The 23,435-nt window shown below is 64.1% G+C and carries 24 protein-coding genes; 10 read left to right on the forward strand and 14 right to left on the reverse strand.

Annotated elements, in window-relative coordinates; all coding sequences use genetic code 11:
• Window positions 1–40 precede the first annotated feature (40 nt).
• Together KI243_RS25515 and KI243_RS25520 are read right to left on the reverse strand one after the other, a co-directional pair.
• Window positions 41–1,285 (reverse strand): OprD family porin, encoded by a 1,245-nt coding sequence (locus KI243_RS25515; RefSeq protein WP_212810048.1) that lies wholly within the window; start codon window positions 1,283–1,285, stop codon window positions 41–43.
• A gap of 122 nt (window positions 1,286–1,407) precedes the next feature.
• Complete coding sequence (locus KI243_RS25520; protein WP_085983778.1) at window positions 1,408–2,682, reverse strand: MFS transporter; 1,275 nt, start codon at window positions 2,680–2,682, stop codon at window positions 1,408–1,410.
• A gap of 301 nt (window positions 2,683–2,983) precedes the next feature.
• Here KI243_RS25520 and KI243_RS25525 point away from each other — a divergent pair, with 301 nt between their 5' ends.
• Window positions 2,984–3,787 (forward strand): putative hydro-lyase, encoded by an 804-nt coding sequence (locus KI243_RS25525; protein WP_177128540.1) that lies wholly within the window; start codon window positions 2,984–2,986, stop codon window positions 3,785–3,787.
• On the opposite strand, the gene KI243_RS25530 is transcribed toward KI243_RS25525, so the two are convergent.
• Window positions 3,788–4,228, reverse strand: coding sequence for a hypothetical protein (locus KI243_RS25530; protein WP_212810049.1), 441 nt, complete (start codon window positions 4,226–4,228; stop codon window positions 3,788–3,790).
• Between the two features lie 284 nt (window positions 4,229–4,512).
• Between KI243_RS25530 and KI243_RS25535 the strand changes: the two genes are divergently transcribed.
• Complete coding sequence (locus KI243_RS25535) at window positions 4,513–5,535, forward strand: transporter (RefSeq protein WP_017126167.1); 1,023 nt, start codon at window positions 4,513–4,515, stop codon at window positions 5,533–5,535.
• Between the two features lie 120 nt (window positions 5,536–5,655).
• Entirely contained in the window at window positions 5,656–7,269 is a 1,614-nt protein-coding gene (locus tag KI243_RS25540; protein ID WP_017126168.1) for an inorganic phosphate transporter, read from the forward strand.
• 51 nt (window positions 7,270–7,320) lie between these two features.
• Here KI243_RS25540 and KI243_RS25545 read toward each other — a convergent pair whose 3' ends face one another.
• Entirely contained in the window at window positions 7,321–8,217 is an 897-nt protein-coding gene (locus KI243_RS25545; protein ID WP_017126169.1) for a LysR family transcriptional regulator, read from the reverse strand.
• Between the two features lie 121 nt (window positions 8,218–8,338).
• On the opposite strand from KI243_RS25545, the gene KI243_RS25550 reads away from it, so the two are divergent.
• Complete coding sequence (locus KI243_RS25550) at window positions 8,339–9,097, forward strand: SDR family oxidoreductase (RefSeq protein ID WP_017126170.1); 759 nt, start codon at window positions 8,339–8,341, stop codon at window positions 9,095–9,097.
• 169 nt (window positions 9,098–9,266) lie between these two features.
• Here KI243_RS25550 and KI243_RS25555 read toward each other — a convergent pair whose 3' ends face one another.
• Complete coding sequence (locus tag KI243_RS25555; RefSeq protein ID WP_348529707.1) at window positions 9,267–9,875, reverse strand: NmrA family NAD(P)-binding protein; 609 nt, start codon at window positions 9,873–9,875, stop codon at window positions 9,267–9,269.
• The gene (locus KI243_RS33180) at window positions 9,776–10,132 is read right to left on the reverse strand and encodes an NAD(P)H-binding protein (protein WP_348529708.1); all 357 of its coding nucleotides are present in this window, start codon (window positions 10,130–10,132) and stop codon (window positions 9,776–9,778) included. The genes KI243_RS25555 and KI243_RS33180 overlap by 100 nt, the downstream gene beginning before the upstream one ends.
• A 112-nt stretch (window positions 10,133–10,244) precedes the next feature.
• On the opposite strand from KI243_RS33180, the gene KI243_RS25560 reads away from it, so the two are divergent.
• On the forward strand, window positions 10,245–11,153 hold the full coding sequence (locus KI243_RS25560; RefSeq protein ID WP_017126172.1) for a LysR family transcriptional regulator: 909 nt from the start codon (window positions 10,245–10,247) through the stop codon (window positions 11,151–11,153).
• Between the two features lie 3 nt (window positions 11,154–11,156).
• Here KI243_RS25560 and KI243_RS25565 read toward each other — a convergent pair whose 3' ends face one another.
• Entirely contained in the window at window positions 11,157–11,591 is a 435-nt protein-coding gene (locus KI243_RS25565) for a multidrug/biocide efflux PACE transporter (protein ID WP_017126173.1), read from the reverse strand.
• A gap of 89 nt (window positions 11,592–11,680) precedes the next feature.
• Between KI243_RS25565 and KI243_RS25570 the strand changes: the two genes are divergently transcribed.
• Window positions 11,681–12,535 (forward strand): LysR family transcriptional regulator, encoded by an 855-nt coding sequence (locus tag KI243_RS25570; RefSeq protein WP_212810050.1) that lies wholly within the window; start codon window positions 11,681–11,683, stop codon window positions 12,533–12,535.
• Window positions 12,536–12,542: 7 nt separating this feature from the next.
• Here KI243_RS25570 and KI243_RS25575 read toward each other — a convergent pair whose 3' ends face one another.
• A complete protein-coding gene (locus KI243_RS25575; protein ID WP_017126175.1) occupies window positions 12,543–13,385 on the reverse strand; it encodes a LysR family transcriptional regulator in 843 nt (280 codons plus the stop codon).
• A gap of 110 nt (window positions 13,386–13,495) precedes the next feature.
• Here KI243_RS25575 and KI243_RS25580 point away from each other — a divergent pair, with 110 nt between their 5' ends.
• The gene (locus KI243_RS25580; protein WP_017126176.1) at window positions 13,496–14,224 is read left to right on the forward strand and encodes an SDR family oxidoreductase; all 729 of its coding nucleotides are present in this window, start codon (window positions 13,496–13,498) and stop codon (window positions 14,222–14,224) included.
• A gap of 154 nt (window positions 14,225–14,378) precedes the next feature.
• Here the strand turns inward: KI243_RS25580 and KI243_RS25585 are convergent, their stop codons facing one another.
• From KI243_RS25585 to KI243_RS25595, 3 genes are all read right to left on the reverse strand, one after another.
• Window positions 14,379–15,623, reverse strand: coding sequence for an RNA polymerase sigma factor (locus KI243_RS25585; RefSeq protein WP_017126177.1), 1,245 nt, complete (start codon window positions 15,621–15,623; stop codon window positions 14,379–14,381).
• Window positions 15,620–16,111 carry an SRPBCC family protein gene (locus tag KI243_RS25590; protein ID WP_017126178.1) on the reverse strand — a complete coding sequence of 164 codons (492 nt, stop codon included), beginning with the start codon at window positions 16,109–16,111 and terminating at the stop codon, window positions 15,620–15,622. Before KI243_RS25590 ends, KI243_RS25585 begins: the two co-directional genes overlap by 4 nt.
• A 65-nt stretch (window positions 16,112–16,176) precedes the next feature.
• A complete protein-coding gene (locus KI243_RS25595) occupies window positions 16,177–16,521 on the reverse strand; it encodes a YciI family protein (RefSeq protein ID WP_017126179.1) in 345 nt (114 codons plus the stop codon).
• 217 nt (window positions 16,522–16,738) lie between these two features.
• Here KI243_RS25595 and KI243_RS25600 point away from each other — a divergent pair, with 217 nt between their 5' ends.
• From KI243_RS25600 to KI243_RS25610, 3 genes are all read left to right on the forward strand, one after another.
• Complete coding sequence (locus KI243_RS25600; protein ID WP_017126180.1) at window positions 16,739–17,224, forward strand: GNAT family N-acetyltransferase; 486 nt, start codon at window positions 16,739–16,741, stop codon at window positions 17,222–17,224.
• Window positions 17,225–17,277: 53 nt separating this feature from the next.
• Window positions 17,278–17,751 (forward strand): GNAT family N-acetyltransferase, encoded by a 474-nt coding sequence (locus KI243_RS25605; protein WP_017126181.1) that lies wholly within the window; start codon window positions 17,278–17,280, stop codon window positions 17,749–17,751.
• A gap of 196 nt (window positions 17,752–17,947) precedes the next feature.
• On the forward strand, window positions 17,948–19,165 hold the full coding sequence (locus KI243_RS25610) for a hypothetical protein (protein WP_017126182.1): 1,218 nt from the start codon (window positions 17,948–17,950) through the stop codon (window positions 19,163–19,165).
• 63 nt (window positions 19,166–19,228) lie between these two features.
• On the opposite strand, the gene KI243_RS25615 is transcribed toward KI243_RS25610, so the two are convergent.
• The 3 genes from KI243_RS25615 to KI243_RS25625 all read right to left on the reverse strand — a co-directional run bounded on the left by KI243_RS25615 (window position 19,229) and on the right by KI243_RS25625 (window position 23,406).
• Entirely contained in the window at window positions 19,229–19,726 is a 498-nt protein-coding gene (locus tag KI243_RS25615) for a GNAT family N-acetyltransferase (protein ID WP_177107807.1), read from the reverse strand.
• Between the two features lie 309 nt (window positions 19,727–20,035).
• Complete coding sequence (locus tag KI243_RS25620; protein ID WP_177084484.1) at window positions 20,036–20,728, reverse strand: response regulator; 693 nt, start codon at window positions 20,726–20,728, stop codon at window positions 20,036–20,038.
• Complete coding sequence (locus KI243_RS25625; protein ID WP_017126186.1) at window positions 20,725–23,406, reverse strand: sensor histidine kinase KdpD; 2,682 nt, start codon at window positions 23,404–23,406, stop codon at window positions 20,725–20,727. The genes KI243_RS25620 and KI243_RS25625 overlap by 4 nt, the downstream gene beginning before the upstream one ends.
• Window positions 23,407–23,435 lie beyond the last annotated feature (29 nt).

Consider the following 23,435-nt stretch of genomic DNA (forward strand, 5'->3'; position numbering starts at 1 on the left):
GCTTCCCCTTCAGCCGAATGGAACGGCGTTATCCCGGGGCCTACCAGAGCGCCAGGGTGTAGCTGAGGATCAGGCGGTTCTCGTCCAGGTCATTGCCAAAGTTCGAGCGCACCGTCGCGTTGCGCCATTTCACGCCCACGCCCTTGAACGTACCGTCCTGCACCACGTAGCCGATGTCGGTGTTGCGCTCCCATTCCCGCCCTTCGCCCGGCGCTGCGCGTTGCACATTGTCGCCGGACACGTAGCGGGTCATGAAACTCAGGCCCGGCAAGCCGAGGGCGGCGAAGTTGTAGTCATAACGCAGCTGCCAGGAACGCTCGTTGATATTGGCGAAGTCGCCGATCTGCACGAAGTTCACCAGGTACGGGTCGCTGTGGCCGATGTACGGAAACGGATCGTCGCCACTCATGCGCTGATAGCCCACGCCAAGGGCATGGCCCTTGAGGCTGTAGGTGAACATTGCGCCCAGGGCCCGGTTGTCCAGTGGCCGGAAGTTGCCGTCCTCGGTGCTGCGGGCGTAGCGCAGGTCGCTCTTCAGGCCCTGCCCGGCCCCCAGGTCCCAGTTATGCACCAGGCCGACGAAGTTCTGCTGGTAGATGTCCTGCAACTTGCCGTAGCGATACTGGGTGAGCAGGTTCGGCAGCCACTGGTAGTCGGCCCCGGCGAACTGGAACTTGTCGCTGACGCCGCCAATGCGGTTGGCGCTCATGTCCTGGTAGTCGGTGGAGTCGACATAGTTGATCTGGCTCAGTTGCCCCGCCGTCAGCTTCAGCCGGTCGATCTCCTGCACGCTCAACACGCCGCCCTTGAACGTGCTGGGCAGCAGGCGGGTGTCGTTGGAAATCACCACCGGATCCTTGAGCTGCAGGGTCCCGACTTTCAGCACGCTGTTGGACAGGCGCACCTTGGCGGTCAGGCCCAGCTCGCCGTAGCTGTCCTGCGAACCGCCCTTCGACAGGTCGGCCGGCAACAGGCCGGTACCGGCGGTGCCGCGCCCCGAGTCGAGCTTGAAGCCGGTCATGCCCAGGGCATCGATGCCGAATCCGAGGGTCCCGGCGGTGAAGCCGGACTCCAGGCGCAACATGAACCCCTGGGCCCATTCATCGGCCTTTTCCCGCGAGCCGGGCTGGCGGAAGTCGCGATTGAAATAGACGTTGCGCGCCTCCAGGCTGCCCTTGCTGTCGGCGATAAAGTCCGCCCGGGCGCCGGGTGCGCAGAGCAGTCCCAGGCCGAGCAGAGTGCCGATGGAAAGCGGTGAACGTGACAACGTATCGAAGTGCTTCATGGTGTGCTCCTGTTTTGCGGGCACGAGCCGGCCCTCTCGGGGGCGTTGGGTTCGCGACCGATGTGGTGAAAAGCGTAGGGGTGACAATGGCCCGGGCCGTGGCGGCCCGGGCGTGCCAGGGTTCAGGACTCGAGTTGTCGGCCGCGGGTTTCCGGCAGGCTCAGGGCCGCCAGGATCACCACCCCGTAGGCCCCGGCGGCGAACACGCCGATACCGGTGCCGATGGGCAGGGTTTCACTCAGGGCGCCGATAAACAGCGGAAACAACGCGGCGATGGAACGGCCGGCGTTGTAGCAGAAGCCCTGGCCCGAACCGCGCATGCGCGTTGGAAACAGCTCGGTCAGGAACGCCCCCATGCCGGCGAAGATGCCCGAGGCGAAGAAGCCCAGGGGAAAGCCGAGCCAGAGCATCCAGGTGTTATCGATGGGCAACTGGGTATAGGTCAGGACAATGGCCATCGAGCCGACGGCAAAGAGGATGAAGTTCTTCTTGCGGCCAATGGCATCGGTCAGCAGCGCACTGGTCACATAACCGACGTAGGAACCGACGATCACCATTGCCAGGTAACCGCCGGTGCCCAGCACGCTGAGGCCGCGCTCGGTCTTCAGGTAGGTCGGCAGCCAGGTGGTGATCGCGTAGTAGCCGCCCAGCGCACCGGTTGTCAGCAGCGAGGCACGCAAGGTAGTGCTGAGCATCCGCGGGGCGAAGATCTCGAAGAAGGCCCAGGGTGAAGCCTTGGCGGGGCGCTCCTGGCGGGCCTGCTCGAAGGTGTCGGATTCCTTGACCAGGCGCCGGATCACCAGCACGAACAAGGCCGGCACCAGGCCGATCATGAACAACGCCCGCCAGGCCTGCTCCGGCGGCAGGAAGCTGAACAACCCGGCATACAGCAGCGCCGTCAGCCCCCAGCCCAGGGCCCAGCCGGCCTGCACCATGCCCACCGCCTTGCCCCTGTCCTGCGAACGGATCACCTCGCCGATCAGTACCGCCCCCGCGGTCCATTCGCCGCCGAAACCAAAGCCCATCAGGGTGCGTGCCACCAGCAACTGGTCATAGTTCTGCGCCAGCCCGCAAAGAAAGGTGAAAAAGGCAAACCAGAGGACCGTCAGTTGCAGGGTGCGTACCCGGCCGATGCGGTCGGAGAGAATCCCGGCGATCCAGCCACCGGCCGCCGAGGCGAGCAAAGTGCTGGTACCGATCAGCCCGGCTTCGCCCTTGGAAATACCCCAGGTGGCGATCAGGGTGGGAATCACGAAGCTGAGCATCTGCGTGTCCATGCCATCGAGGCCATAGCCGATCTTGCAGCTCCAGAAAGTACGCTTTTCATTTTTGCTCAGTGGTCCGTACCAGCCGAACGGGCCGGCACGGCGCGCCCCTGAAGGCACGTGGTCAGTCATGGTGTTGTCCATGGAGGTTCCTGCGGCAGCAAAGGAAAGTGACGGACACGCCTCGTTGTTTTGTTGTGAAGGCGTTGTCGTGGGGGAGCCGACGCAATGCGCTGCGTCGTGGAGCGGATTCTTCGCGCCGGGCCACACCAGCGTCAAACGGGAAAAAAGCCGGTCAATGCATAAGAAAAATTGATGAGCTGCGTCATCAACTTTTCTTGTTCACAACACCAGATTTTCTGGTTGGACAGCCTGACCCGGTTTTTTTACAAAGAGCCCTGCAAAGGCCCCTTCGGCCCCAGGAGACGCTTCGATGAACCAGCCCGCCATGCCCTTCGACCCATTGCGCCAGCGTACGCCGTTCGACCTGCGCCAGGAGATCGCCGCCGGACGCTACCAGGGCCACACCAGTGGGCTCGGCCAGGGTCGGGTGCAAGCCAATATCGTGATCCTGCCGGGTGACTGGGCCGATGAGTTCCTGCGTTTCTGTACCCTCAATCGCCAGGCCTGCCCGCTGCTGGACGTCACCGAGCCGGGCGACCCGATCTTCCGTCACCTGGGCCAGGCCGTGGATATCCGCCATGACGTGCCGCGCTATCGGGTCTACCGCGACGGCGTCCTGAGCGAAGAACCACTGGATATTGCCACGCTCTGGCAGGACGACCTGGTGGCCTTTGCCATCGGCTGCTCGTTCTCCTTCGAGCAGCCGCTGCTGGAGGCCGGGATCGGCCTGCGGCATATCGACCTGGGTCGCAACGTGGCGATGTACCAGACCGCTATCGACACCCGGCCGACCGCACGCCTGCAAGGCAAGCTGGTGGTCAGCATGCGCCCGCTGAAAGCCGCCGCGGCGATCCAGGCCATCCAGATCACCGGGCGCATGCCCAATGTCCACGGCGCCCCGGTGCATATCGGCGACCCGGCGCTGATCGGCATCCGCGACCTCGCCGCACCGGACTATGGCGATGCCGTGCCGGTGGCCGACGACGAGATCCCGGTGTTCTGGGCCTGCGGCGTGACCCCGCAATCGGTGGTGCAGGCCTCACGTCCGCCGCTGTGCATCACCCATGCGCCAGGCTGCATGCTGGTGACCGACCTGCACAATCACGCCCTATGATCAGGCGGTGGTGTTGACCGTACCGCCCGAGGTGCTGCCACCGGACTCCTGCAGGGCCTGGGTCAACGCCGCGCTGACGGTCTGCAGCGAAGCGGAAATCGTCGCCACCTGGGATTCCGCGCTCGCAACGGCGGCGGCCTTGGCATCAGGGCTTTCGTTACTCGACTGCGCCTTCTGCATGGCCTGCTCCTGTTCCTGCAACTGCTTCTGCAGTTCGGCCAGTTGCTTGCGCAGTTCCTTGACGGTATCGGATTCCGTACTGGAGCTGTCGCTGCTGCCCGAGGCGCCACCGGCACCTGCCGGCTGGCCGCCAGCGACCTTGGTGGTATCAGTGGCCGCCGCGGTCGTGCCGGCAGTGGTGGTGCCGTCGGCGCTGGCCGCCTTGGTGGCGGTGCTGGTCGACAGGCTTGGAGTGATGGTGACCGACGTGATGCTGACCATGGGGATGTTTCCTGTTCAGGTAGTGATATCCCCATCATCGACAACGCCGCCGCGTGCTTGAGACCTATCCTGTATCCCCTTGGTCAGCGGCCCGATACACAAGCGTCTGAGCCTGCGTTCCGCTACGTCGGCAATCGTACTCGGTGAGCGGCCGGGACCTTTCAGGTCGAGCCCCTCAGGCGGACACGCCAAGCTGTAACAAAAATGTCAAAAAGCCTTGAGATGATGCGGCCCAAGCGAACCTGTAAAAAAATGTTTCGGGCGCTTCATTCCTGCGAGCCTCCATGAACCACAGCCTTGACCAAAGCCACCGCGACTCGGACCTGTTCGGCCTTCTTTATGGCTTTCGCTTTCGCGCCGGCGAACGCGGCGAGGAGATCGACTCCGCCACCGCCCTGCAATGCCTGCAACAACCCGAAGACCCCGAGCAGTTTCTCTGGCTGCACCTGAACCTGGCACACGCCGCGTGCGAGCGCTGGATGAAGGCGCACCTGTCGTTGCCCGAAGAGTTCTTCGAAGCGCTGCACGAAGGTTCGCGTTCGACCCGTATCGAACATGTCGACAACGCCTTGCTGGCGGTGGTCAACGACGTGGTGTTCAACCTCAGCAGCATGGTGTCGTCGGATATTTCCACGCTGTGGGTCTGTGCCCGCAGCAAGCTGCTGATCAGCGCCCGCCTGCAACCGCTGCACTCGGTGGACAAGCTGCGCTCCTCGGTCAAGGCCGGCGAGCGCTTCCGCTCGCCGCTGGAGTTGCTGGTGCATCTGCTGCGCGACCAGGGTGAAGTCCTGACCCAGATCGTGCGCAAGACCAGCATCAGCGTCGACCAGATCGAAGACCAGTTGCTGGCCCTGCGCCTGAGCAACAACCGCGCGGAGCTCGGCGCCATGCGCCGGGTGCTGGTGCGCCTGCAGCGCCTGCTCGCCCTGGAGCCGGGCTCGCTGCTGCGCTTGCTCAACCGACCGCCGCAGTGGCTGCAGAAGGAGGACGTCAAGGAGTTGCGCAAGTCCACCGAGGAGTTCTCGCTGATCCTCAGCGACCTCGAGGCCCTGGGCGAACGGATCAAGCTGTTGCAGGAAGAGATTGCCGCCAACCTCAACGAGCAGAGCAACCGGACCCTGTTCACCCTGACGGTGGTGACGGTACTGGCGCTGCCGATCAACATCATCGCCGGCTTCTTCGGCATGAACGTCGGCGGCATTCCGCTCGCGGGCGACCCGGAAGGGTTCTGGATCCTGGTGGCACTGGTGGCGACCTTCACCGTGCTGGCCGGGCGCTGGGCCTTTCGCAAGCGTCAGGATTATTGACACGACCTGCGGCCGGACCAGCGGAGCCACTAAATCCACTGAACACTGACCTGCCGCAGTCTCTCTGTAACATTTCGCAATGATCATGACTGTTATCCGTTCCCAAACAGGATTTCAGGCATGGCTACCCCTTCACTGACTGCCGCTTCGCCCGCTGCCGGCGACGGCAGGCCGCATCTCGAAAGCAAACCCCGCGTCTTTACCGCCGTGATCTTCTTCGCGGTGCTGGCCATCGGTCTGTTGTTCACGGCCTACAGCCTGGTGCATGACATGCACGACCTGGGCACCACGGTCACCACCTGGACGCCCTTCCTGCTGCTCGGGGTAGCCTTGCTGATCGCCCTGGGCTTCGAGTTCGTCAACGGTTTCCACGACACCGCCAACGCCGTCGCCACCGTGATCTACACCCACTCGCTGCCGCCGCATTTCGCGGTGGTCTGGTCCGGCTGCTTCAACTTCCTCGGTGTGCTGCTCTCCAGCGGCGCGGTGGCCTTCGGCATCATCGCGCTGCTGCCGGTGGAACTGATCCTGCAAGTGGGCTCGTCGTCCGGCTTCGCGATGATCTTCGCCCTGCTGATCGCCGCCATCCTGTGGAACCTCGGCACCTGGTGGCTGGGCCTGCCGGCCTCGTCGTCCCACACCCTGATCGGTTCGATCATCGGTGTCGGCGTGGCCAACGCGCTGATGCACGGCCGCGACGGGACCAGCGGCGTCGACTGGAGCCAGGTCACCAAGATCGGCTACGCGCTGCTGCTCTCGCCGATCGTCGGCTTCGCCTTCGCCGCCCTGCTGCTGGTCGCGCTGCGCCTGTTCGTGAAAAACCGCGCGCTGTACAAGGCGCCCAAGGGCAAGGAGCCGCCGCCCTGGTGGATCCGCGGCCTGTTGATCCTGACCTGCACCGGTGTGTCCTTTGCCCACGGTTCCAACGACGGCCAGAAAGGCATGGGTCTGATCATGCTGATCCTGGTCGGCACCCTACCGATGGCCTACGCCCTGAACCGCACCATGCCGGCCGAGCAGGCCCTGCAGTTCGCCGCCGTGGCCGAAGTCACCCAGGCCGCGCTGGTCAAGGCCGCCCCGTTGCCGGCACCCGCCGACCCGCGCCCGGTGCTCACCCTGTATATCCGCACCAAGCAGATCACCCCGGAACTGATCCCGGCGCTGGCGTCCCTGACCGGTCATATCGGTGACGAAGTGAAGGGTTACGGTTCGCTGGCCAAGGTGCCGGCCGAAGCCATGGGCAACGTGCGTAACGACATGTACCTGAGCTCCGAAACCATCCGCATGATGGAGAAGGAAAAGGTCGGCAACTTCGACGCCGACACCCAGGGCAAGCTGCAGTTGTTCAAGCAACAGATCGACAACGCCACGCGCTTTATCCCGCTGTGGGTGAAGATCGCCGTGGCGATCGCCCTCGGCCTGGGCACCATGGTCGGCTGGAAGCGCATCGTCGTCACCGTCGGCGAGAAGATCGGCAAGACCCACCTGACCTACGCCCAGGGCGCCTCGGCGGAAATGGTCGCGATGCTGACCATCGGCGCGGCGGACATGTACGGCCTGCCGGTATCGACCACCCACGTGCTGTCCTCGGGCGTGGCCGGGACCATGGTCGCCAACGGCGGCGGCCTGCAGATGAAGACCATCCGCAACCTGGCGATGGCCTGGGTCCTGACCCTGCCGGCGGCGATCCTGCTGTCGGGCAGCCTGTACTGGTTGTTTACCAAGCTGTTCTGATTCAGCGCCGGCGCGACACCGACAAACCCCACCCCGGTGGGGTTTGTCGTTTCAGGCCAGGGTCTGCAGTATCTCCACCAGCCATTCCATGAACACCCGCACCCGCCGCGGCAAGTGTCGCTGCTGGGCATACAGCAGGGACACTTCCAGCGGCGCGGGCAGGTAATCGGGCAGCACCGCCACCAGCTCACCGCTGTCCAGATGCTTGCGCACACCGTGGCGCGGCGCCTGGATCAGGCCGAAACCACCCAGGCAGGCGGACTCGTAGCAATCGGTGCTGTTCACCGTGACGCTGCCGTCCATGGGCACCTGGACCCGCTTGCCGTTGTGCAGGTACTCGAACCCCGCCGAGCGCGATCCCAGCACACCGACGTAGTGCACCAGCCGGTGCCCGGCAAGGTCCTCGGGAGTCAGCGGCGTGCCATGGCGCCGCAGATAGGCCGGACTGGCACAGTTGACCATCTGCAACGAACTCACATGCCGCGCCACCACCGATTGGTCCGGTTGCGCGCCGACCCGCAGCACACAGTCGAAGCCCTCGCCCAACAGGTCGACCCGACGATCGGTGCTGCTGATCTCCAACTCGATCCGCGGATGACGTGCCATGAACTCCGGCAGGCGCGGCATGATCACCCGACGTGCCATGACGCTGGGCATATCGAAACGGATCCGCCCGGAGAGCAGCGCCGCATCCTGGCGAAACAGCCCTTCCAGTTCATCCATGTGCGAGAGCAGGTCCTTGCTGCGTTCGTACAACACCAGGCCGTCCTGGGTCGCCTGCACCTTGCGCGTGGTGCGCTGCAGCAAGCGCGTGCCCAGCAGTTCCTCCAGGGCCTGGATATGCTCGGAAACGCTGGACCTGGGCAAACCCAGGCTTTCGCTGGCCAGGGTAAAGCTCGACAGTTCGGTGACACGGATAAAGGTACGCAGCAGTTCCAGCTTGTTCATCACGGGCGGCCCTTGATTGTTCGGATAAAGCGATCAGTCTTTCCGATTCCGCTGAGTTTATCGCCTGCCCACCGGACAAATACACTTTTCCTCGAGGTCACCCATCACTTGAGGAATACCCATGACTCGCAAAATCGCACTGATCACCGGCGCCAGCCGCGGCCTGGGCAAGCACGCTGCCCTGCACCTCGCCGCCCAGGGCGTGGACATCATCGGCACCTACAACAGCCGGGCCGAGGACGCCCAGGCCGTGGCAAGCGAAATCGAACGACTCGGCGGACGCGCCGCCATGCTGCAACTGGATGTCGGTGTCATCGCCGGCTTCAAGGCTTTCGGCGAAAGCGTCGCCAAGGTGCTCGACAGCGTCTTCGGCCGGGAGCGCTTCGATTTCCTCGTCAACAATGCGGGCGTCGGAATCCATGGCCTGTTCGTCGATACCCGGGAAGAGCAGTTCGACCAACTGTTGAATGTTCACTTCAAGGGGCCGTTTTTCCTGACCCAGCAGCTGTTGCCGCTGATGGCCGACGGTGGCCGCATCATCAATATCTCCAGCGGCCTGGCCCGCTTCAGCCTGCCGGGCTACGGCACCTATGCAGCGATGAAGGGCGCGATGGAGGTCCTGACCCGTTACCAGGCCAAGGAACTGGGGGCACGCGGGATCAGCGTCAACGCCCTGGCACCTGGCGCCATCGAGACTGATTTCGGCGGTGGCCATGTGCGTGACAATCAGGAGCTGAATGCCTTTGTCGCCAGCGTCACGGCGCTGGGACGGGTCGGATTGCCGGATGATATAGGCGGGGCGATCGCGCTGCTGCTGGGCGAAGGTGGGCAGTGGATCAACGGGCAGCGGGTCGAGGCTTCAGGAGGGATGTTCTTGTAAATTGCGCTGTCCGGGCTGACGCTTTCGCCGGCGAGCCGGCTCCCACAGGGGCCAGGTCGTGTGCAGCACGGGTACTCGACGCGATCGTTCCCACGCTCCGCGTGGGAATGCCTCTCTGGACGCTCTGCGTCCGCTCCTGTGGGAGCCGGCTTGCCGGCGAAGAGGCCGGTCAGCCGTGCACACCACTACGGATCAACAGATCCTTCAGCACCGTCAGCAATTCCACCTGGCCCTTGCGTGGCTCGCCGGCAAATTCGATCCAGCCTTCGTTGAAGCCATCGATCATCTGCATGCGCGGCAGCGGGTTGTTCATGCCCTGGCTGCTGAACAGCGCCTGCCAGGTATCACGCGCGACCACTTCCATCCGCACCGGCTTGCCCAGCAGCTCGGCGAAACCCGCGGCGATCTGGTTCGGCGTGACCCGTTGCGGCCCCTCCAGTTCGACGATGCGCTTGCCGCTCCAGCTTTGTTGCAACAGTTGCGCCGCCAGGCGTCCGACATCCGCCGTGGCGATCATCGGCACCGGCTTGTCCAGCGGTTGCAGAAAGCTCGGGACAACCCCCGTTTCAACGGCTGCCGCCACATCCCACAAGGCGTTTTCCATGAACCAGCCCGGACGCAGGAAGGTCACCGGCAGTTCCAGGCTGCCCAGCCCCTGCTCGAGGATCTGCAGTTGATTCAGCAGGTTCGGCTGGGTGGCCTGGGCCCCGATGGTCGACAGACAGACCACCCGCCCCGGCCGCGCCTGCTCCAGGGCCGTGCGCAGGGTTTCCACCACCTGCCGGGCCTCGGGGAACCCCGGGTCGGGTCGAAGTTCGACGGCATCATCACAAAGACGGCGTCGACACCCCTGAATGCCTGCGTCAGCGCCTGGACATCATCGACATCGGCCAGCGCCACCTGGCAACCCTGCCCGGCCCACAGTGCGCCCTTCTCCGCGCTGCGCACCACCGCGCGCACCGGTTGCCGGGCGGCCAACAAGGTCCGGGCGACAGCGCCACCGACCTGCCCGGTAATGCCCATGACTGCGTACATAGAATTTCCTCCAGCGAGAAGCGACGTCTGTCGCGATGGCGAGAATTATCCGGCGCGGGCATGGATTCTCCGATAGCATGGATGTCATTGAATAAGTGACAAGGAATCACCAATGACCTTCGACTCCAGCCTCGCCAGCGGCATGGGCGTCCTCAGTGCCGTGGTCGACAGCGGCAGTTTCGCCAAGGCCGCCGACAGTCTCGACATGACGCCTTCAGGGGTCAGCCGGGCCATTGCCCGACTGGAGAAGCGCCTGGGTATCCGCCTGTTCGACCGCACCACCCGCTCGATCAAATTGACCGACGAAGGCCGTCGGCTGTACGAGGAAATCACGCCGTTGCTGGCCGGGCTGGAAGAGGCCGCCCACGCCGCCAGCGGCAGTGCCAGTAGCGTGCGCGGACGGCTGCGGGTGAATATCGACCCGTACTTCTCCCGGCTGATCCTCGGCCCCGCCCTCGGCGAATTCATGAGCCGCCATCCGCTGTTGCAGCTGGAACTCTATACCCGCGATCACCTGGGCGACGTGGTGGCCGATGGCTTCGACCTGGCGGTGCGCTTCGGCCATCCGGCGTCCTCGTCGCTGGTGGCGCGCAAGCTGCTGGACGTGCGCGTGCTGACCTGCGCGTCGCCGGCCTACCTGAAACGTCATGGCCGGCCGCTGGCCCCACTGGACATGGAAGACGAACGGCATGTCTGCGTATCGTTCCGCGACCCCGAGAGCGGTCGGCCGTTTCCCTGGGAGTTCCATCGGGGCGGGCAACGGGTCGATGTGCGCAACAATGCCCGACTGGTGCTCAACGATGTCGGCACCTTGCACAGCATCTGCGAAACCGGCTACGCGATTGCCCAGGTCCTGGACCTGGGCGTGCAGCCGATGCTCGACAGCGGCCGGCTGGTGGAACTGTTTCCCGACTGGCCCGATGAGCGCTTCCCGCTGTATGCCCTGTATCCGTCACGGCACCTGCCACCGGCCAAGGTCCGCGCCTTTCTGGACTTCATCATCGAGCTGAGTTCGCGATAACCCTCAGCGAGCCAGCCGGCGCAACAGCACACGCTCGCGCAGCACATCATAGGCCCAGTGGTAGACATAGGTGTACGGCAGGAAAAACAGCAGCACACCGATATCCAACAGCAACGCCGTAAGCAGGCTCAACTGCAGCCACCAGGCGATCAGCGGCACGCTCACCACGACCAGCCCACCTTCGAACAGCAGCGCATGCAGCAGCCGGGTCCAGCCGTTTTGAGCAAGGACCAGACGCTCGCGCAGCCGGTCGAACAGGCCGTTGAACAGCACGTTCCAACCCAGGGCGATAAAGCAGTTGAAAACCGTGACCACGCCCATGTCCAGCAGCGGCTTGTCCATCATCCAGGCAAACAGGGGCGTGCACAGCAGCACGGCGAAAAACTCGAAGCCGATGGCCTGGAAAACACGTTCGGTAAAAGACTTGCCGGTACTCATGATGGGTGCCCCCAAGGTGTCGAGGGTTGTGATTATCGCCATTCATCCAGATACTAAAAGTCGATTACCATCGAGTGAGACGATAGTTCATGGCCTCCAATGAAATGCTCCAGGCCTTTGTCCAGGCCGCGACCCTCGGCTCGTTTTCCGCCGCCGCCCGCAAGCTGGGCAAGAGCCAGTCCACCATCAGTGCCGCCGTGGCCGGGCTGGAGATCGACCTGGGCTTCGAACTGTTCGACCGCAGCACCCGCAAGCCCGGCCTGACCGCCGCCGGCCATGTGATGCTGCAAAAGGCCGAGGATATCCTCGCCGCCAGCAACCGCCTGGAGATGGCCGCCAGCCAACTGGCCCAGGGACTGGAACCGAAATTGACCGTGGTGATTTCCGACACCTACCAGTCCGATCGCTTCGAAGCTTCCCTCAGCGGTTTCGCCGCGCGCTACCCGGACCTGGAACTCGAATGCCTGATCGCCGAATGTGCCGATCTGGTGGAACTGGTCCAACATGGCCGGGCGCACGTGGCCTTTGCCGAAACCCAGGACAGCTACCCGCCGGACCTGAGCAGCGCCACCGTCGACGAGCGCACCGAGTTCGCCGTGTTCGTCCATCGCGACCATCCGCTGGCAGCCTTGAAAAAGGTCGACCAGGCGGCCTTGCAGCAACACCGCGAATTGCTCCTGGCGACCATCGTCAATCCCTATGAAACCCGCGCGCAAGGGCGGGTCTGGTCGGCGTCGAGCTACCTGATGCTGCTGGAGATGGCCCAACGCGGCTTTGGCTGGGCGCCGCTGCCGCGCTGGCTGGTAGGACGTTTCGACAGTGGCTCGCTGGTGGAACTGCAGGTTCGCGGCTGGCCGAAACCGGTATCGGTCGATGCCCTCTGGTCGCGCCTGCATCCACCCGGACCGGCGGGCAGCTGGTTGCTGGCGAAGATGCTCGAATAGAACGGCGTCAGGCGACCGCGGCAGACGGCGGCCGGTTGGCCTGGAAGTATTCGTGCAGGGCCCGCAGGGTTGGCAATTCCAGGGCCTGGGCCGCATAACACAGGCCTACCCGGCGACTCGGTGCCGGCAGATGCAGGGGCCGGACCTTTACCCCGGCATGCCCGGCCGCCAGGGAATGCGGCAACATCGCCACGCCGATCCCGGCGGCCACCATGTGCAGGGCCTGCTTGAGCGAATCGGCATGCCCGGCCACGGCTTCCGGCGACCGTCCGTACAGGGCCATCAAGCGCTGGTGGGAGTCATGACCCGGGCAGGTGATCCAGTCGCTGATCGGTACCCAGGGTTGACCGACAGCAGCGTTCGCCATCGGGTGCTCGCCCGGCAGGGCCATCACATAGGATTCCTCCCAGAGCGGCAGGAACAACTCGTCCTCGCAGCATTGCTCCTCCACCGCCAGCCGGGCATCGCCGTGGCAGCCTTCATGCACGGTCAGCAGCAGATTCGGCATGGCCTGGCGGGCCAGGCGCAGGAAAGCCTCGACCTGGCTGTCGGCAATATCGCCCTCGACGCCCAATGCCAGCGGCGCCCGGTCCTCGCGTCCGCGAAACAGCCGACCGAGGGCTTCCGCCTCGGCCACCATCCGCCGCGCCTGGGGGTACAACACCCGCGCTTCGTCACTCACCTCGACCCCACGCGGCTGACGCACGAACAGCGCGGCCCCGAGCTCCTCTTCCAACTGCCGGATCGTCACCGACAAGGTCGGCTGGCTGATAAAAAGGCGCTGGGCCGCCGAGGTGATATTGCGTTCCTCGAAGACCGCGAGAAATGCTTTGAGATGGCGAATATCCATAGAGAATTCCGATAGCAGACAGAGAAATAAGGCATTTTTAAGCAGAAGAGCGCCTGAATATACTGCCCGCCATTGTCAGGCATTGGTTTTTATTATTTCAGGAGAGTCCCATGAGTAAGCCACTGGTCATTATCACCGGCGCCAGTTCCGGTATCGGCGAAGCAACCGCCCGCCTGCTGTCGGCAGCCGGTCATCCGCTATTGCTGCTGGCCCGGCGCACCGAACGCCTGGAAGCCCTGGCCCTGCCTGCCACCCTGAGTCGCGGTGTCGACGTCACCGACCGCGGCGCCCTGCTGGCGGCCGTTGCCGAAGCCGAGGCGCTTTACGGGCCGGCCGATGCGCTGATCAACAATGCCGGGGTGATGCTGCTGGGCAACATCGGCGAACAGGACCCGGAGCAGTGGGACCGGATGTTCGATGTCAACGTCAAGGGCCTGCTCAATGGCGTGCATGCGGTGACCGCCGGGATGATCGAGCGCAAGCGCGGCACCCTCATCAACGTCGGCTCGGTGGCCGGGCGCAAGACCTTCCCCAACCATGTCGCCTACGTCGGAACCAAGTTCGCGGTACACGGGCTGTCGGAAAACCTGCGCGAGGAACTGGCGCCGCACAATGTCCGCGTGATCACCATCGCCCCTGGCGCCGTGGAGACCGAACTGCTGAGCCACACCACCGACGCCGCCATCAAGAGCGGTTACGAAGCCTGGAAGGCCGATGACATGGGCGGTGTGGTCCTCAGTGCCGAGGATGTGGCGGCGGCCATCCGTTATGCCTATGAGCAACCGCAGCATGTGTGCATCCGCGAAATCGTCCTGGCGGCGACGCGGCAGCAGCCGTAAGGCTGATGGAGTGCCTGTGCGCCCCTCTTCGCGGGCAAGCCCGCTCCCACAAGGTGGATGTCGTCCAAACGGATTGGGCACGACGCGAACACTGTGGGGGCGGGCTTGCCCGCGAAGGCGCCGTCAGGAGCAGCCCGAACCATCCGGCCAGTCACTACTCCTCCAGCTCATCCAGCCGGCCCTGGATAAAGCGCTGCTCCGGGGCCTGTTGCGTGAGTTGCAAGGCCCGCCGGTAAGCCGCCCGCGCTTCGTCAAGGCGGCCCAGTCGACGACAGAAGTCGGCCCGGGCCGAATGGGCCAGGTGATAATCCTGCAACTCGCCCCGCCCCAGGATCTCTTCCAGCAACACCAGCCCGGCCAAGGGCCCGTCGCGCATGGCCACGGCCACCGACCGGTTCAACTCGATCACCGGTGATGGCACCGCCCGCAGCAACAGGTCATACAGCCCGACAATCTGCGCCCAGTCGGTTTCATCGGCGCTGGCCGCCTCGGCATGCACCGCCGCTATCGCCGCTTGCAGGCCATAGGGGCCGAAACGTCCGGCACCCAAGGCCCGCTCGACCCAGCCACATCCTTCGGCGATCAGTTCGGCATTCCACAGCGAGCGATCCTGGACATCGAGCAACACCAGATCGCCACTCGCCGACAGCCGTGCCTGGCGCCGCGACTCATGCAGCAACATCAACGCCAGCAGCCCCATGACTTCGGGATCCGGCAGCAACTCCAGCAGCAGCCGCGCCAGGCGGATCGCCTCCGCGGTCAGTTCGTCACGGGTCAGGCTGCCGCCCAGGGAGGCCGAATAACCTTCGTTGAACACCAGGTAGATCACCCGCAGAACGCTATCCAGGCGTTCGGGCAGCTCGGCCAGGGATGGCACCTGGTAGGGAATTTTCGCATCGCGGATCTTCGCCTTGGCCCGGACGATCCGCTGGGCAATGGTCGAAGGCGTCGAGAGAAACGCGCGGGCGATCTCTTCCGTGGTCAGGTCGCAGACTTCCCGCAGCGTCAGCGGCACCTGGGCATCCGCCGAGAGCGCCGGGTGACAGCAGGTGAAGATCAGCCGCAGCCGGTCGTCCTGCAGATCCTCGACGTCCCATTCGGTCTGTTCGAGCGCTTCGGCCTGGGCGATCAACTGCGCCTGGGAGGCCGCGAAACGCGCCCGCCGGCGCAACACATCAATCGCCTTGAAGCGTCCGGTGGAGACCAGCCACGCTCGCGGGTTGGCCGGCACGCCATCGCTCTGCCAACGCTCGACCGCGACAAAGAACGCCTCGTGCAAGGCTTCCTCCGCCAGGTCGAAATCGCCGAGCAGACGAATCAGGGTCGCGAGAATCCGACGGGACTCCTGGCGATAGACGAGTTCGACCTGGCGCTTGACGGCCTCCGGCGTCCCCGTCAATCCGGCAGCCCCTGTTCGAGCAGCAAGGCCAGGCGGTCGAGGCTTTCACCCCAGCCCTGGTGAAACCCCATCCCTTCGTGGGCGTCTCGCTCCGCCGCGTTCCAATGCATCGCACTGGCGGTATAGAGGGTGCCGCCCTCGGCTTCTTCCAGGGTGATGCGCGCGGTCATGAATGGCTTGCCGGTGGGAATCCAGCCGGGGCCGAAGGCATCGGTGAAGACGATCCGTTCGGGCGCGGCGATCTCCAGGAACACCCCTTGATAGGGATACTCGGTGCCATCCGGCGCCCGCATGACCGTGCGAAACAGGCCGCCGACCCACAACTGCATATCGCAGACCGGCGTGGTCATGCCATGTGGGCCCCACCAGCGGGCGAGCAGGCGAGGTTCGGTCCAGGCCCGGAACACCTGGTTGCGCGGCGCCTCCAGCAGGCGGCTGATGGACAACTCGAATTCCGCGCCGGTCGGGGCCAGCGGTAGATTGCTCATGGGAACGCTCCTCTTATTGTTATTGGCTTGTATCCGCTTGAGGTTCGGCGCGGCTAACAGCGCTTCTACAGATTCAACTCCCGAACCGGACGGACTTCAACACTGCCGACACGGGCAGCCGGAATATTTCCGGCAATCTGCAAGGCCTCATTGAGGTCCTTGGCTTCCACCAGATAGAACCCGGCAAGCTGCTCCTTGGTTTCGGCAAACGGCCCGTCGGTGATGGACAGCTTGCCACCGCGCATGCGCACCGTGGTGGCGGTCTGCACCGACTCCAGCGGCTCGGCGGCCAGCATCCGGCCACTGGCCTGGATCGACTGCGCGTACGCCAGGCACTCGGGATCCTTGGGGCTGTCGGGATGGGAGTGCAACAGCTCTTCGTTACTGTAGATCAGGCACAGGTATTTCATCGCAGGTCTCCAGGACAGTCGGACAACTATGGCTGCTGTTTGAGAATCCGGCTTCGACATTTGTCGAAGCCCCCCACCTCCAGGCGGGAACATTGACTAGTCGAACAGGCTGGGAGCCAATCGACAACCTCCCGGGGATTTCGGAAAAAAAACGGCGTGTCCGAGAAAGCCGATAGAATCCTGCACTCTTGCCTACAGGAAAAAAGGACCCGCTGTCGTGAGAACCACCCTGGTCGACTATAAGACCCTGAACCCGGCCCAGCTCGAACAACTGAACCTGATTCAAGTCGATGCGGCGCAGAAAGAATTCTCCAGCGATATCGCTGGCGGCCTGGCCGTCCTGCACGCTCATCAGGGCAACGATGTGAAGGGGTTTGTCCTGTTGGACGGGGAGTTACCGGTGGCCTTCCTGCTGCTCAAGCGACCGCCCGCCTCACCGGCCTGGGCCACCGGCACGACCTGTACGCTGCACGCCTTGCAGGTCGATAAAGAGCAACAAGGACGCGGCCTCGGACGACGCTGCATGGAGGCCCTGCCTGCCGTCGCCCGTGCCGCCTGGCCCGAGACCACGCACCTGATGCTGGCCGTGGATGCCGGGAATCACGCGGCTCGCGGGCTCTATCTGAAACAGGGTTTTATCGATAGCGGCGAAACCTTTTACGGTCGGGTCGGCGAAGAACGCCGGCTGACCCTGGCCCTATGAACACCGCCCCGGCACCTGCGGCAACTGCCGGGGCACTCACTTCAGGTAGTGACATGCAAACCCGTCTGGCCTGCTACCACGAGCTGTCGGCCCTGCAACGCGAACAGCTCGACGGGCTGCAGGTGCATCCCGAACAGTTGCCGTTCTGCGGCGATATCCAGTGCGCCCTGTATTTTCTGCCCCGTGATCCCCATGCCGGGGTGAAGGGACTGGTGCTGCTGGAGGGGGAAACCCCGGTGGGCTTTCTGCTGCTCAAGCGCCATCCCCTTGTCCCGCACTGGGCCGGCAGCGGCAGCGTCACGCTGCACGCCGTGCAGGTGGACAAACGCGCCCAGGGCCGCGGCGTCGGTGCGGCCCTCATGCAAGCCTTGCCCGACACCGCGCGCCGACTCTGGCCCGAGGCGCTGGAACTGGTGCTGTCGGTCGGCAACGACAATCCGCACGCCATGGGGTTCTACCTCAGGCAAGGCTGGGTCGATACCGGCGAGGCGTACCAGGGCGAACGGCGCCTGGCGCTCAGGCTCTAGCGATACCCGGCCGGACAGCTCCCTTTGAGCGATGATGGCAATTACAGGGTGGCCATATATATGAGATCAACTTTTCATCACTGGTAAAACTTGAGCGCTTTGCAAACCTGTCTTTCGGTTATTAAATCAGACCGTCTCTGCTTCGGCATGAAACAGGGAATCGTTTTGTTAATAACCTGAAAGGACTCAATAATAAATGGACATACAAAACAGAACTTCAAATGATGCGCCTCCAGCCTCCGTCAGCATCGACCGGGAAACCGCCAACACCGCCGGTACACACGACTTCGAGTTCGGTGAGCACGGGGACGGCCTGGTCATTTTCTCGGAAGCAGGCCCGGGTTTTATCGGACCCTCGATATTGCAACGCGATGGCCGTCATTTCTTTATCGGCGTGCATGAATCCTCGTCAACCAGTTTGATGCAGGCAGACTTCAGTGCCGAGGGTTTTTATTATAATTACTTCACTTCGCCTCTCCCGGGCTCGAGTCGGGCACTGATCAATACCGTACTGGATAACGAAGACAAGTTTGTTGTCCTCGGAAACTTCCGCTCCGATGAACAGGCATTTTGCACCCGCCTCACGGCCACCGGCGAAACGGACCCGACCTTTGGCGAGCAGGGTGAATTCATACTGCCCTACAAAGCGCCCTGGACCGGCTACGGCCGCCGGCTCGCCGTGCAAGCGAATGGTCATATCGTCCTGCTCCTGAGGACCGCCGACCTCGGCAAACCGGACAGGGGCGTCATTGTCCGCCTGACACCCGCCGGCAGCTTTGATCCGGGCTTCGGCACCTGTGGCGTGGTCACGGCACCCGAGCCGGGCATGACCTTCGAGGCGGTTCGCATCCAGGCGGATGGCAAGTTGGTGATCGCCGGCAGGCGCGGCCGGCGGGCGGTACTGATGCGCTATGGCATCACCGGCCTGCCGGACAAGACCTTCGGCTGCACCGGCTATCTGGAGCTGGAGTCGGCTACGGAAGGCAGCGCGGCACTGTTCGATGTCGCCATACAGGCCGATCAGAAAATAGTCGCCGTGGGCTCGGCGGACCTGGCGCAGCAGGTTGCACTGCTCATTCGGGTCACCGCCGAAGGCACGCTGGACCCACTGTTCAACTCAGGAACGCCCTGGGCGTTTCCAGGCTTGGGCCTGGGTTTCGCGACCGCCATCCAGGAAGACGGGAAGATCGTCAGTTCCGGCCACAAGGACCTCGGTGGCCATACCTGGTTGATGCGCCATCTGGCCACCGGTGAGCCGGACCGGGGCTTTGGCGACAGGGGACTGAGCCGGGTCAACAGCATTCCAGGCAGTACCAGCTATCTCTCCCACTTGGAACTGCAGCCCGACGGCAAGATCCTGATTTCCGGACGCTACGCCACGCACTCGGCGGTCATTCGCTGCCACGGGGGCTGAACGAGTCTTCTTGCAGGCGCCCCGATGGCGCCTGCAAGAGGCAGGACAAGCGGGAACGCCGGTCTACAGTTCGAGGATCATTTCGTGCCAGACCATGCCACCGTGATCGGACTCCGACGGCTTGCTGTAGATAAAACCGAACGTCTGATAGAACGGCACCAGGCGCTCCTGGCACATCAGGTGAATGCTCGCCTTGCCCAGGTCGCGCATCTGCTCGATAAAGGCACTCATCAAGCGCTTGGCCAGGCCTTGTCCCTGATAGTCCGGATGCACCACCACCGACATGATCACCACGTGGGGACCCTGCGGGTCGTGGCCGATCAGTTCCTTGAATGCCTCGTCGGACATCTGCACGTCGAACGCCGAGCCGGAATTGACGAAACCGGCGACCACACCGTCAACCTCAAGCACGATAAAACCTTGCGGCCAGGTCGCGATACGGGTGGCGATCTTTTCCCGGGTCGCGGCTTCATCGCCTTCGTAGGCGATACTCTCGATGGCGAAACAACGGTCCAGGTCAGTGGTCAAGACCTGGCGGATAATGGAATTCGAAGGACTCATGGCAGTTCAGGCAACCTTGTAACAGGAAAAATAATCGGCATCAGGGAAGCGAATCCAGCCCGCTTCGTATCTGGCTCATATTGTTGTGGGAACGGTCCGTAAAGCTTTCATATAGTCGATGTCTTTGCTATCGGTTTTCGACTATTTCTCTGCAGGTCGCCGCCTTGTGCGGTGTTTTGCGGAGTGCTGCCATGACCAATATTCAGATCGGCCTGCTGATGTTGCTGGGTATCAGTGCGTTTGGCGTGATCACCCTCTACCTCGATTTCTGGCGCGCCACCAAGGCGCAAAGAGACCACAAATAAACCGTTACAAACCGACCAGGCGATAGCCAACCTGCAGTTCCGTGATCAGGTACTGCGGCTGTGCCGGGTCGGCTTCGAGTTTCTGCCGCAGATGTGCCATGTGTACCCGCAGGTAATGGGCACGATCGACATAGTCCAGCCCCCAGACATCCAGCAGCAGTTGCCGATGGGTCAACACCCGGCCCTGGCCGCGGATCAGTGCGCTCAACAGGCGAAATTCGATAGGTGTCAGGTGCACGCTCTCGTTGCCACGACGCACCTCATGGGTCGCCAGGTCGACCTCGACCTCACCGAAACGCACCTTGCTGCTCAGCGCCGCCGTGCCAGTCTGCACCTGCCGACGCAGTTGCGCGCGGATGCGCGCAAGCAATTCGGGAACGCCGAACGGCTTGACCAGGTAATCGTCGGCCCCGGCATCCAGCGCCGCGACTTTCTCGTCTTCACGGTCACGGGCCGACAGCACCAGGATCGGCACGCTCATCCAGCCGCGCAACTCGCTGATCAGGTCCTTGCCATCGCCGTCGGGCAGGCCCAGGTCGACGATCACCAGGTCCGGCTGGCGGCTGGCCGCATCGATCAGGGCGCGCTTGCTGCTGTCGGCCTCGAACACCTGGAAGCCCTCGTCTTGCAGGGCGATGCCGATAAACCGGCGAATATTGGCTTCATCCTCGACAATCAGGATACGGCTGCTGCTCATAATGATTCCATGGACGGCGGCTGACCCGCCGGTAAGCTGATGATAAAGGAAAGCCCGCCGCCCGCCCGGGCCCGGGCGACTACCTGGCCGCCGTGGGCCTCGACGATGCGCCGGACCAGTGCCAGGCCCAGCCCGATGCCGGACACCGCTGACTCCTGCTGGCCACGACTGAAGGCTTCGAACAGTTGCTCCGGGAGGATGCCGAGAGGACAGCCCGGCCCGCTGTCCGAAACCTCCAGCACGATATGGGATTCCTGCGGGTAAGCCGCGATGGTGATCGACGTACCGGGCGCAGTGTATTTCGCGGCGTTGTCCAGCAGGTTGACCAGGACCCGTTCGAGCAACAGCGCATCGACCTCCACCAGGGGCAGGTCTGCCGGCAGCAGGGTCCGCACGCCATGGCGGGCCAGCGGTTCACGCAGTTGGCGCAGGGCACTGCCGACGACTTCCTCCAGGGAGTGCCACTGTCGATTGAGGCGCACGCCGCGATCCTGCAGGCGAGCCATATCGAGCAGGTTCTCGATCAAGCGCTGCATGGCGCTGGCCTGGTCGTGAATCCCCGCCAGCAGATCCGCCAGCACGCCGTCCCGGGCATGGGGCGCCGCCGCATCGGCGGCACCGATAATGGTCGTCAGCGGCGTGCGCAGGTCATGGGAGATCGCCGCCAGCAGGGTGTTGCGCATCCGCTCGCCTTCCATCTGTACCAGGGTGCTCTGCGCCACCTCGACGAAATGCACACGCTCCAGGGCAATCGCCAACTGGCTCATGCAGGCTTCCAGCAGGCGTTGTTCCTGCGGGTCTTTGAGGCGCTCGGGATCGCTCAGGTCGAGAACCAGCACCCCACGCACGCGCATCGGCGCCTTCAACGGAAAATAGCAACCCGCCGCGGCCGCCAGGGTGTCGCTGCCGCGCCCCGCAGGACGCCCGTGATCGTAGGTCCACTGGGCGATGCTTTCATCCGCCGCAAACACACTGCCGGCCATGGACCGCACCGCGTCGCCGGGATCCGGCAGGGCCAGGGCGACCCGGGCCTCGAACACGGCAGCGAAAGTGCGTAGCGCCACCTGGGTGATCTGTTCGACCGTCAACGCTGCCGACAAGTCCCGCGCCAACAGCGCCAAGGAAGTGGCCCGCCGCTCCCGGGCGGCCGCTGTCCGCGCCTCATGACGCAGGCGCGCGGTCAATTGCCCGGTGATCAGGGCAATCCCCAGCATCAAGGCGAAGGTGAAGAAATACTGGGTATCGTTGACCGTGAACGACCACACCGGCTGCACGAAAAAGAAGTCGAAACACAGGACCGCAAGCATCGCCGCCCAGATCCCGGGGCCGCGTCCCAGGCGCAGCGCCACCAGCACCACGGTCAGCAGGAACAGCATGACCACGTTGGCCGGGTCGAAAACCTGCAGTAACAGGGCCGCCAACGCCGTGGCCGCGAAACAGGCCAGGGTGGCCCAGAAATACGCCAACCCGCGACCCACGCTCGGCTCGGGCGCCACTTGAGGTTTTGCCGCCACCTTCGGCAACGCCCCCTGGGCAATGACAATCTGGTCGATCTGCGGGTGCTGGCGGCTGATCCGATCGCTGACCGACTGGTGCCAGAACCGCCAGCGCCGACGCGGCCGATGGCCGAGCAACAGGCGGTTGGCATTGCGCTCCCGGGCGCAGGCGACCAGGGCATCGGCAACGTCGATGCCGGCGAGGATCGCCGTGTCGGCACCGAACTCGGCGGCCAGCGCCAGGGTCTTCATCGCCTGGCTTCGGCGCCCCGCCACCGACCGGCGTGCCGTGGACGACTCGACGTGCACCACGATCCAGTCCGCCTCGAGCTTCTGCGCCAGACGCGCCGCTTCGCGCACCAGGCGTTCGTCCTCGGGCACTCCGGCAATCCCCACCAGCAGGCGCTCGCGGGCGGCCCACAGGGTGTCGATGGAGCGCTCGCGACGATAGACACGCATCTGCGCATCGACCCGGTCGGCGGTACGTCGCAGGGCCAGCTCGCGCAACGCCAGCAGGTTGCCCTTGCGAAAAAAGTGCCGCGATGCCCGCTCGGCCTGGGGCGCGAGGTACACCTTACCGTCCTTGAGGCGTTGCAGCAGTTCATCGGGCGGCAGATCGACCAGCAGCACTTCGTCGGCACCGTCGAACAGATGATCCGGCACGGTTTCCCGGACGCGGGTCCCGATGATGCCGCTGACCAGGTCGTTGAGGCTTTCCAGGTGCTGGACGTTCAGGGTACTCCAGACATCGATCCCGGCCCGCAACAGCTCCTCGACGTCCTGCCAGCGCTTGGGGTGGCGCGAGCCGGGGACATTGCTGTGGGCCAGCTCGTCCACCAGCAGCACCGCCGGGCAACGGGCCAGGGCGGCATCCAGGTCGAACTCCGGCAATCTGCCGCCCCGGTGTTGCAGGGTATGACGCGGCAGTTGCTCCAGCCCTTCGAGCAAGGCCGCGGTGTCGCTGCGGCCGTGGGTCTCGACGATACCGGCGACCACCTCGCGCCCCTGCGCCTGCTCGCGGCGGGCCGCCTGGAGCATGGCGCAGGTTTTCCCGACGCCGGCGTTGGAACCGAAGTAGATGCGCAAACGGCCGCGTCGGGCGGCCTGTTCGTCCTGTTGCAGTTTCTCCAGCAGCGCATCCGGGTCGGGACGACCGTCGCGGGATGTGTCGTTCAAAGCCATGTCATTCCTTGTGCCCCCATTGCTCGCGA

This window comes from Pseudomonas sp. Ost2 (assembly GCF_018326065.1).
In the GTDB taxonomy this organism is placed as follows: domain Bacteria; phylum Pseudomonadota; class Gammaproteobacteria; order Pseudomonadales; family Pseudomonadaceae; genus Aquipseudomonas; species Aquipseudomonas gingeri.

Bases quoted from the DNA above. Each gene is read 5' to 3' on its own strand.
- KI243_RS25560 (WP_017126172.1), top strand. From the start codon at position 10,245: ATGACCTTCGACTCCAGCCTCGCCAGCGGCATGGGCGTCCTCAGTGCC.
- KI243_RS25620 (WP_177084484.1), bottom strand. From the start codon at position 20,728: ATGAGCAGCAGCCGTATCCTGATTGTCGAGGATGAAGCCAATATTCGC.
- KI243_RS25540 (WP_017126168.1), top strand. From the start codon at position 5,656: ATGGCTACCCCTTCACTGACTGCCGCTTCGCCCGCTGCCGGCGACGGC.
- KI243_RS25525 (WP_177128540.1), top strand. From the start codon at position 2,984: ATGAACCAGCCCGCCATGCCCTTCGACCCATTGCGCCAGCGTACGCCG.
- KI243_RS25575 (WP_017126175.1), bottom strand. From the start codon at position 13,385: ATGGATATTCGCCATCTCAAAGCATTTCTCGCGGTCTTCGAGGAACGC.
- KI243_RS25595 (WP_017126179.1), bottom strand. From the start codon at position 16,521: ATGAAATACCTGTGCCTGATCTACAGTAACGAAGAGCTGTTGCACTCC.
- KI243_RS25615 (WP_177107807.1), bottom strand. From the start codon at position 19,726: ATGAGTCCTTCGAATTCCATTATCCGCCAGGTCTTGACCACTGACCTG.
- KI243_RS25520 (WP_085983778.1), bottom strand. From the start codon at position 2,682: ATGACTGACCACGTGCCTTCAGGGGCGCGCCGTGCCGGCCCGTTCGGC.
- KI243_RS25530 (WP_212810049.1), bottom strand. From the start codon at position 4,228: ATGGTCAGCATCACGTCGGTCACCATCACTCCAAGCCTGTCGACCAGC.
- KI243_RS25570 (WP_212810050.1), top strand. From the start codon at position 11,681: ATGGCCTCCAATGAAATGCTCCAGGCCTTTGTCCAGGCCGCGACCCTC.
- KI243_RS25625 (WP_017126186.1), bottom strand. From the start codon at position 23,406: ATGGCTTTGAACGACACATCCCGCGACGGTCGTCCCGACCCGGATGCG.
- KI243_RS25610 (WP_017126182.1), top strand. From the start codon at position 17,948: ATGGACATACAAAACAGAACTTCAAATGATGCGCCTCCAGCCTCCGTC.
- KI243_RS25545 (WP_017126169.1), bottom strand. From the start codon at position 8,217: ATGAACAAGCTGGAACTGCTGCGTACCTTTATCCGTGTCACCGAACTG.
- KI243_RS25535 (WP_017126167.1), top strand. From the start codon at position 4,513: ATGAACCACAGCCTTGACCAAAGCCACCGCGACTCGGACCTGTTCGGC.
- KI243_RS25580 (WP_017126176.1), top strand. From the start codon at position 13,496: ATGAGTAAGCCACTGGTCATTATCACCGGCGCCAGTTCCGGTATCGGC.
- KI243_RS33180 (WP_348529708.1), bottom strand. From the start codon at position 10,132: ATGTACGCAGTCATGGGCATTACCGGGCAGGTCGGTGGCGCTGTCGCC.
- KI243_RS25550 (WP_017126170.1), top strand. From the start codon at position 8,339: ATGACTCGCAAAATCGCACTGATCACCGGCGCCAGCCGCGGCCTGGGC.
- KI243_RS25565 (WP_017126173.1), bottom strand. From the start codon at position 11,591: ATGAGTACCGGCAAGTCTTTTACCGAACGTGTTTTCCAGGCCATCGGC.
- KI243_RS25590 (WP_017126178.1), bottom strand. From the start codon at position 16,111: ATGAGCAATCTACCGCTGGCCCCGACCGGCGCGGAATTCGAGTTGTCC.
- KI243_RS25605 (WP_017126181.1), top strand. From the start codon at position 17,278: ATGCAAACCCGTCTGGCCTGCTACCACGAGCTGTCGGCCCTGCAACGC.
- KI243_RS25515 (WP_212810048.1), bottom strand. From the start codon at position 1,285: ATGAAGCACTTCGATACGTTGTCACGTTCACCGCTTTCCATCGGCACT.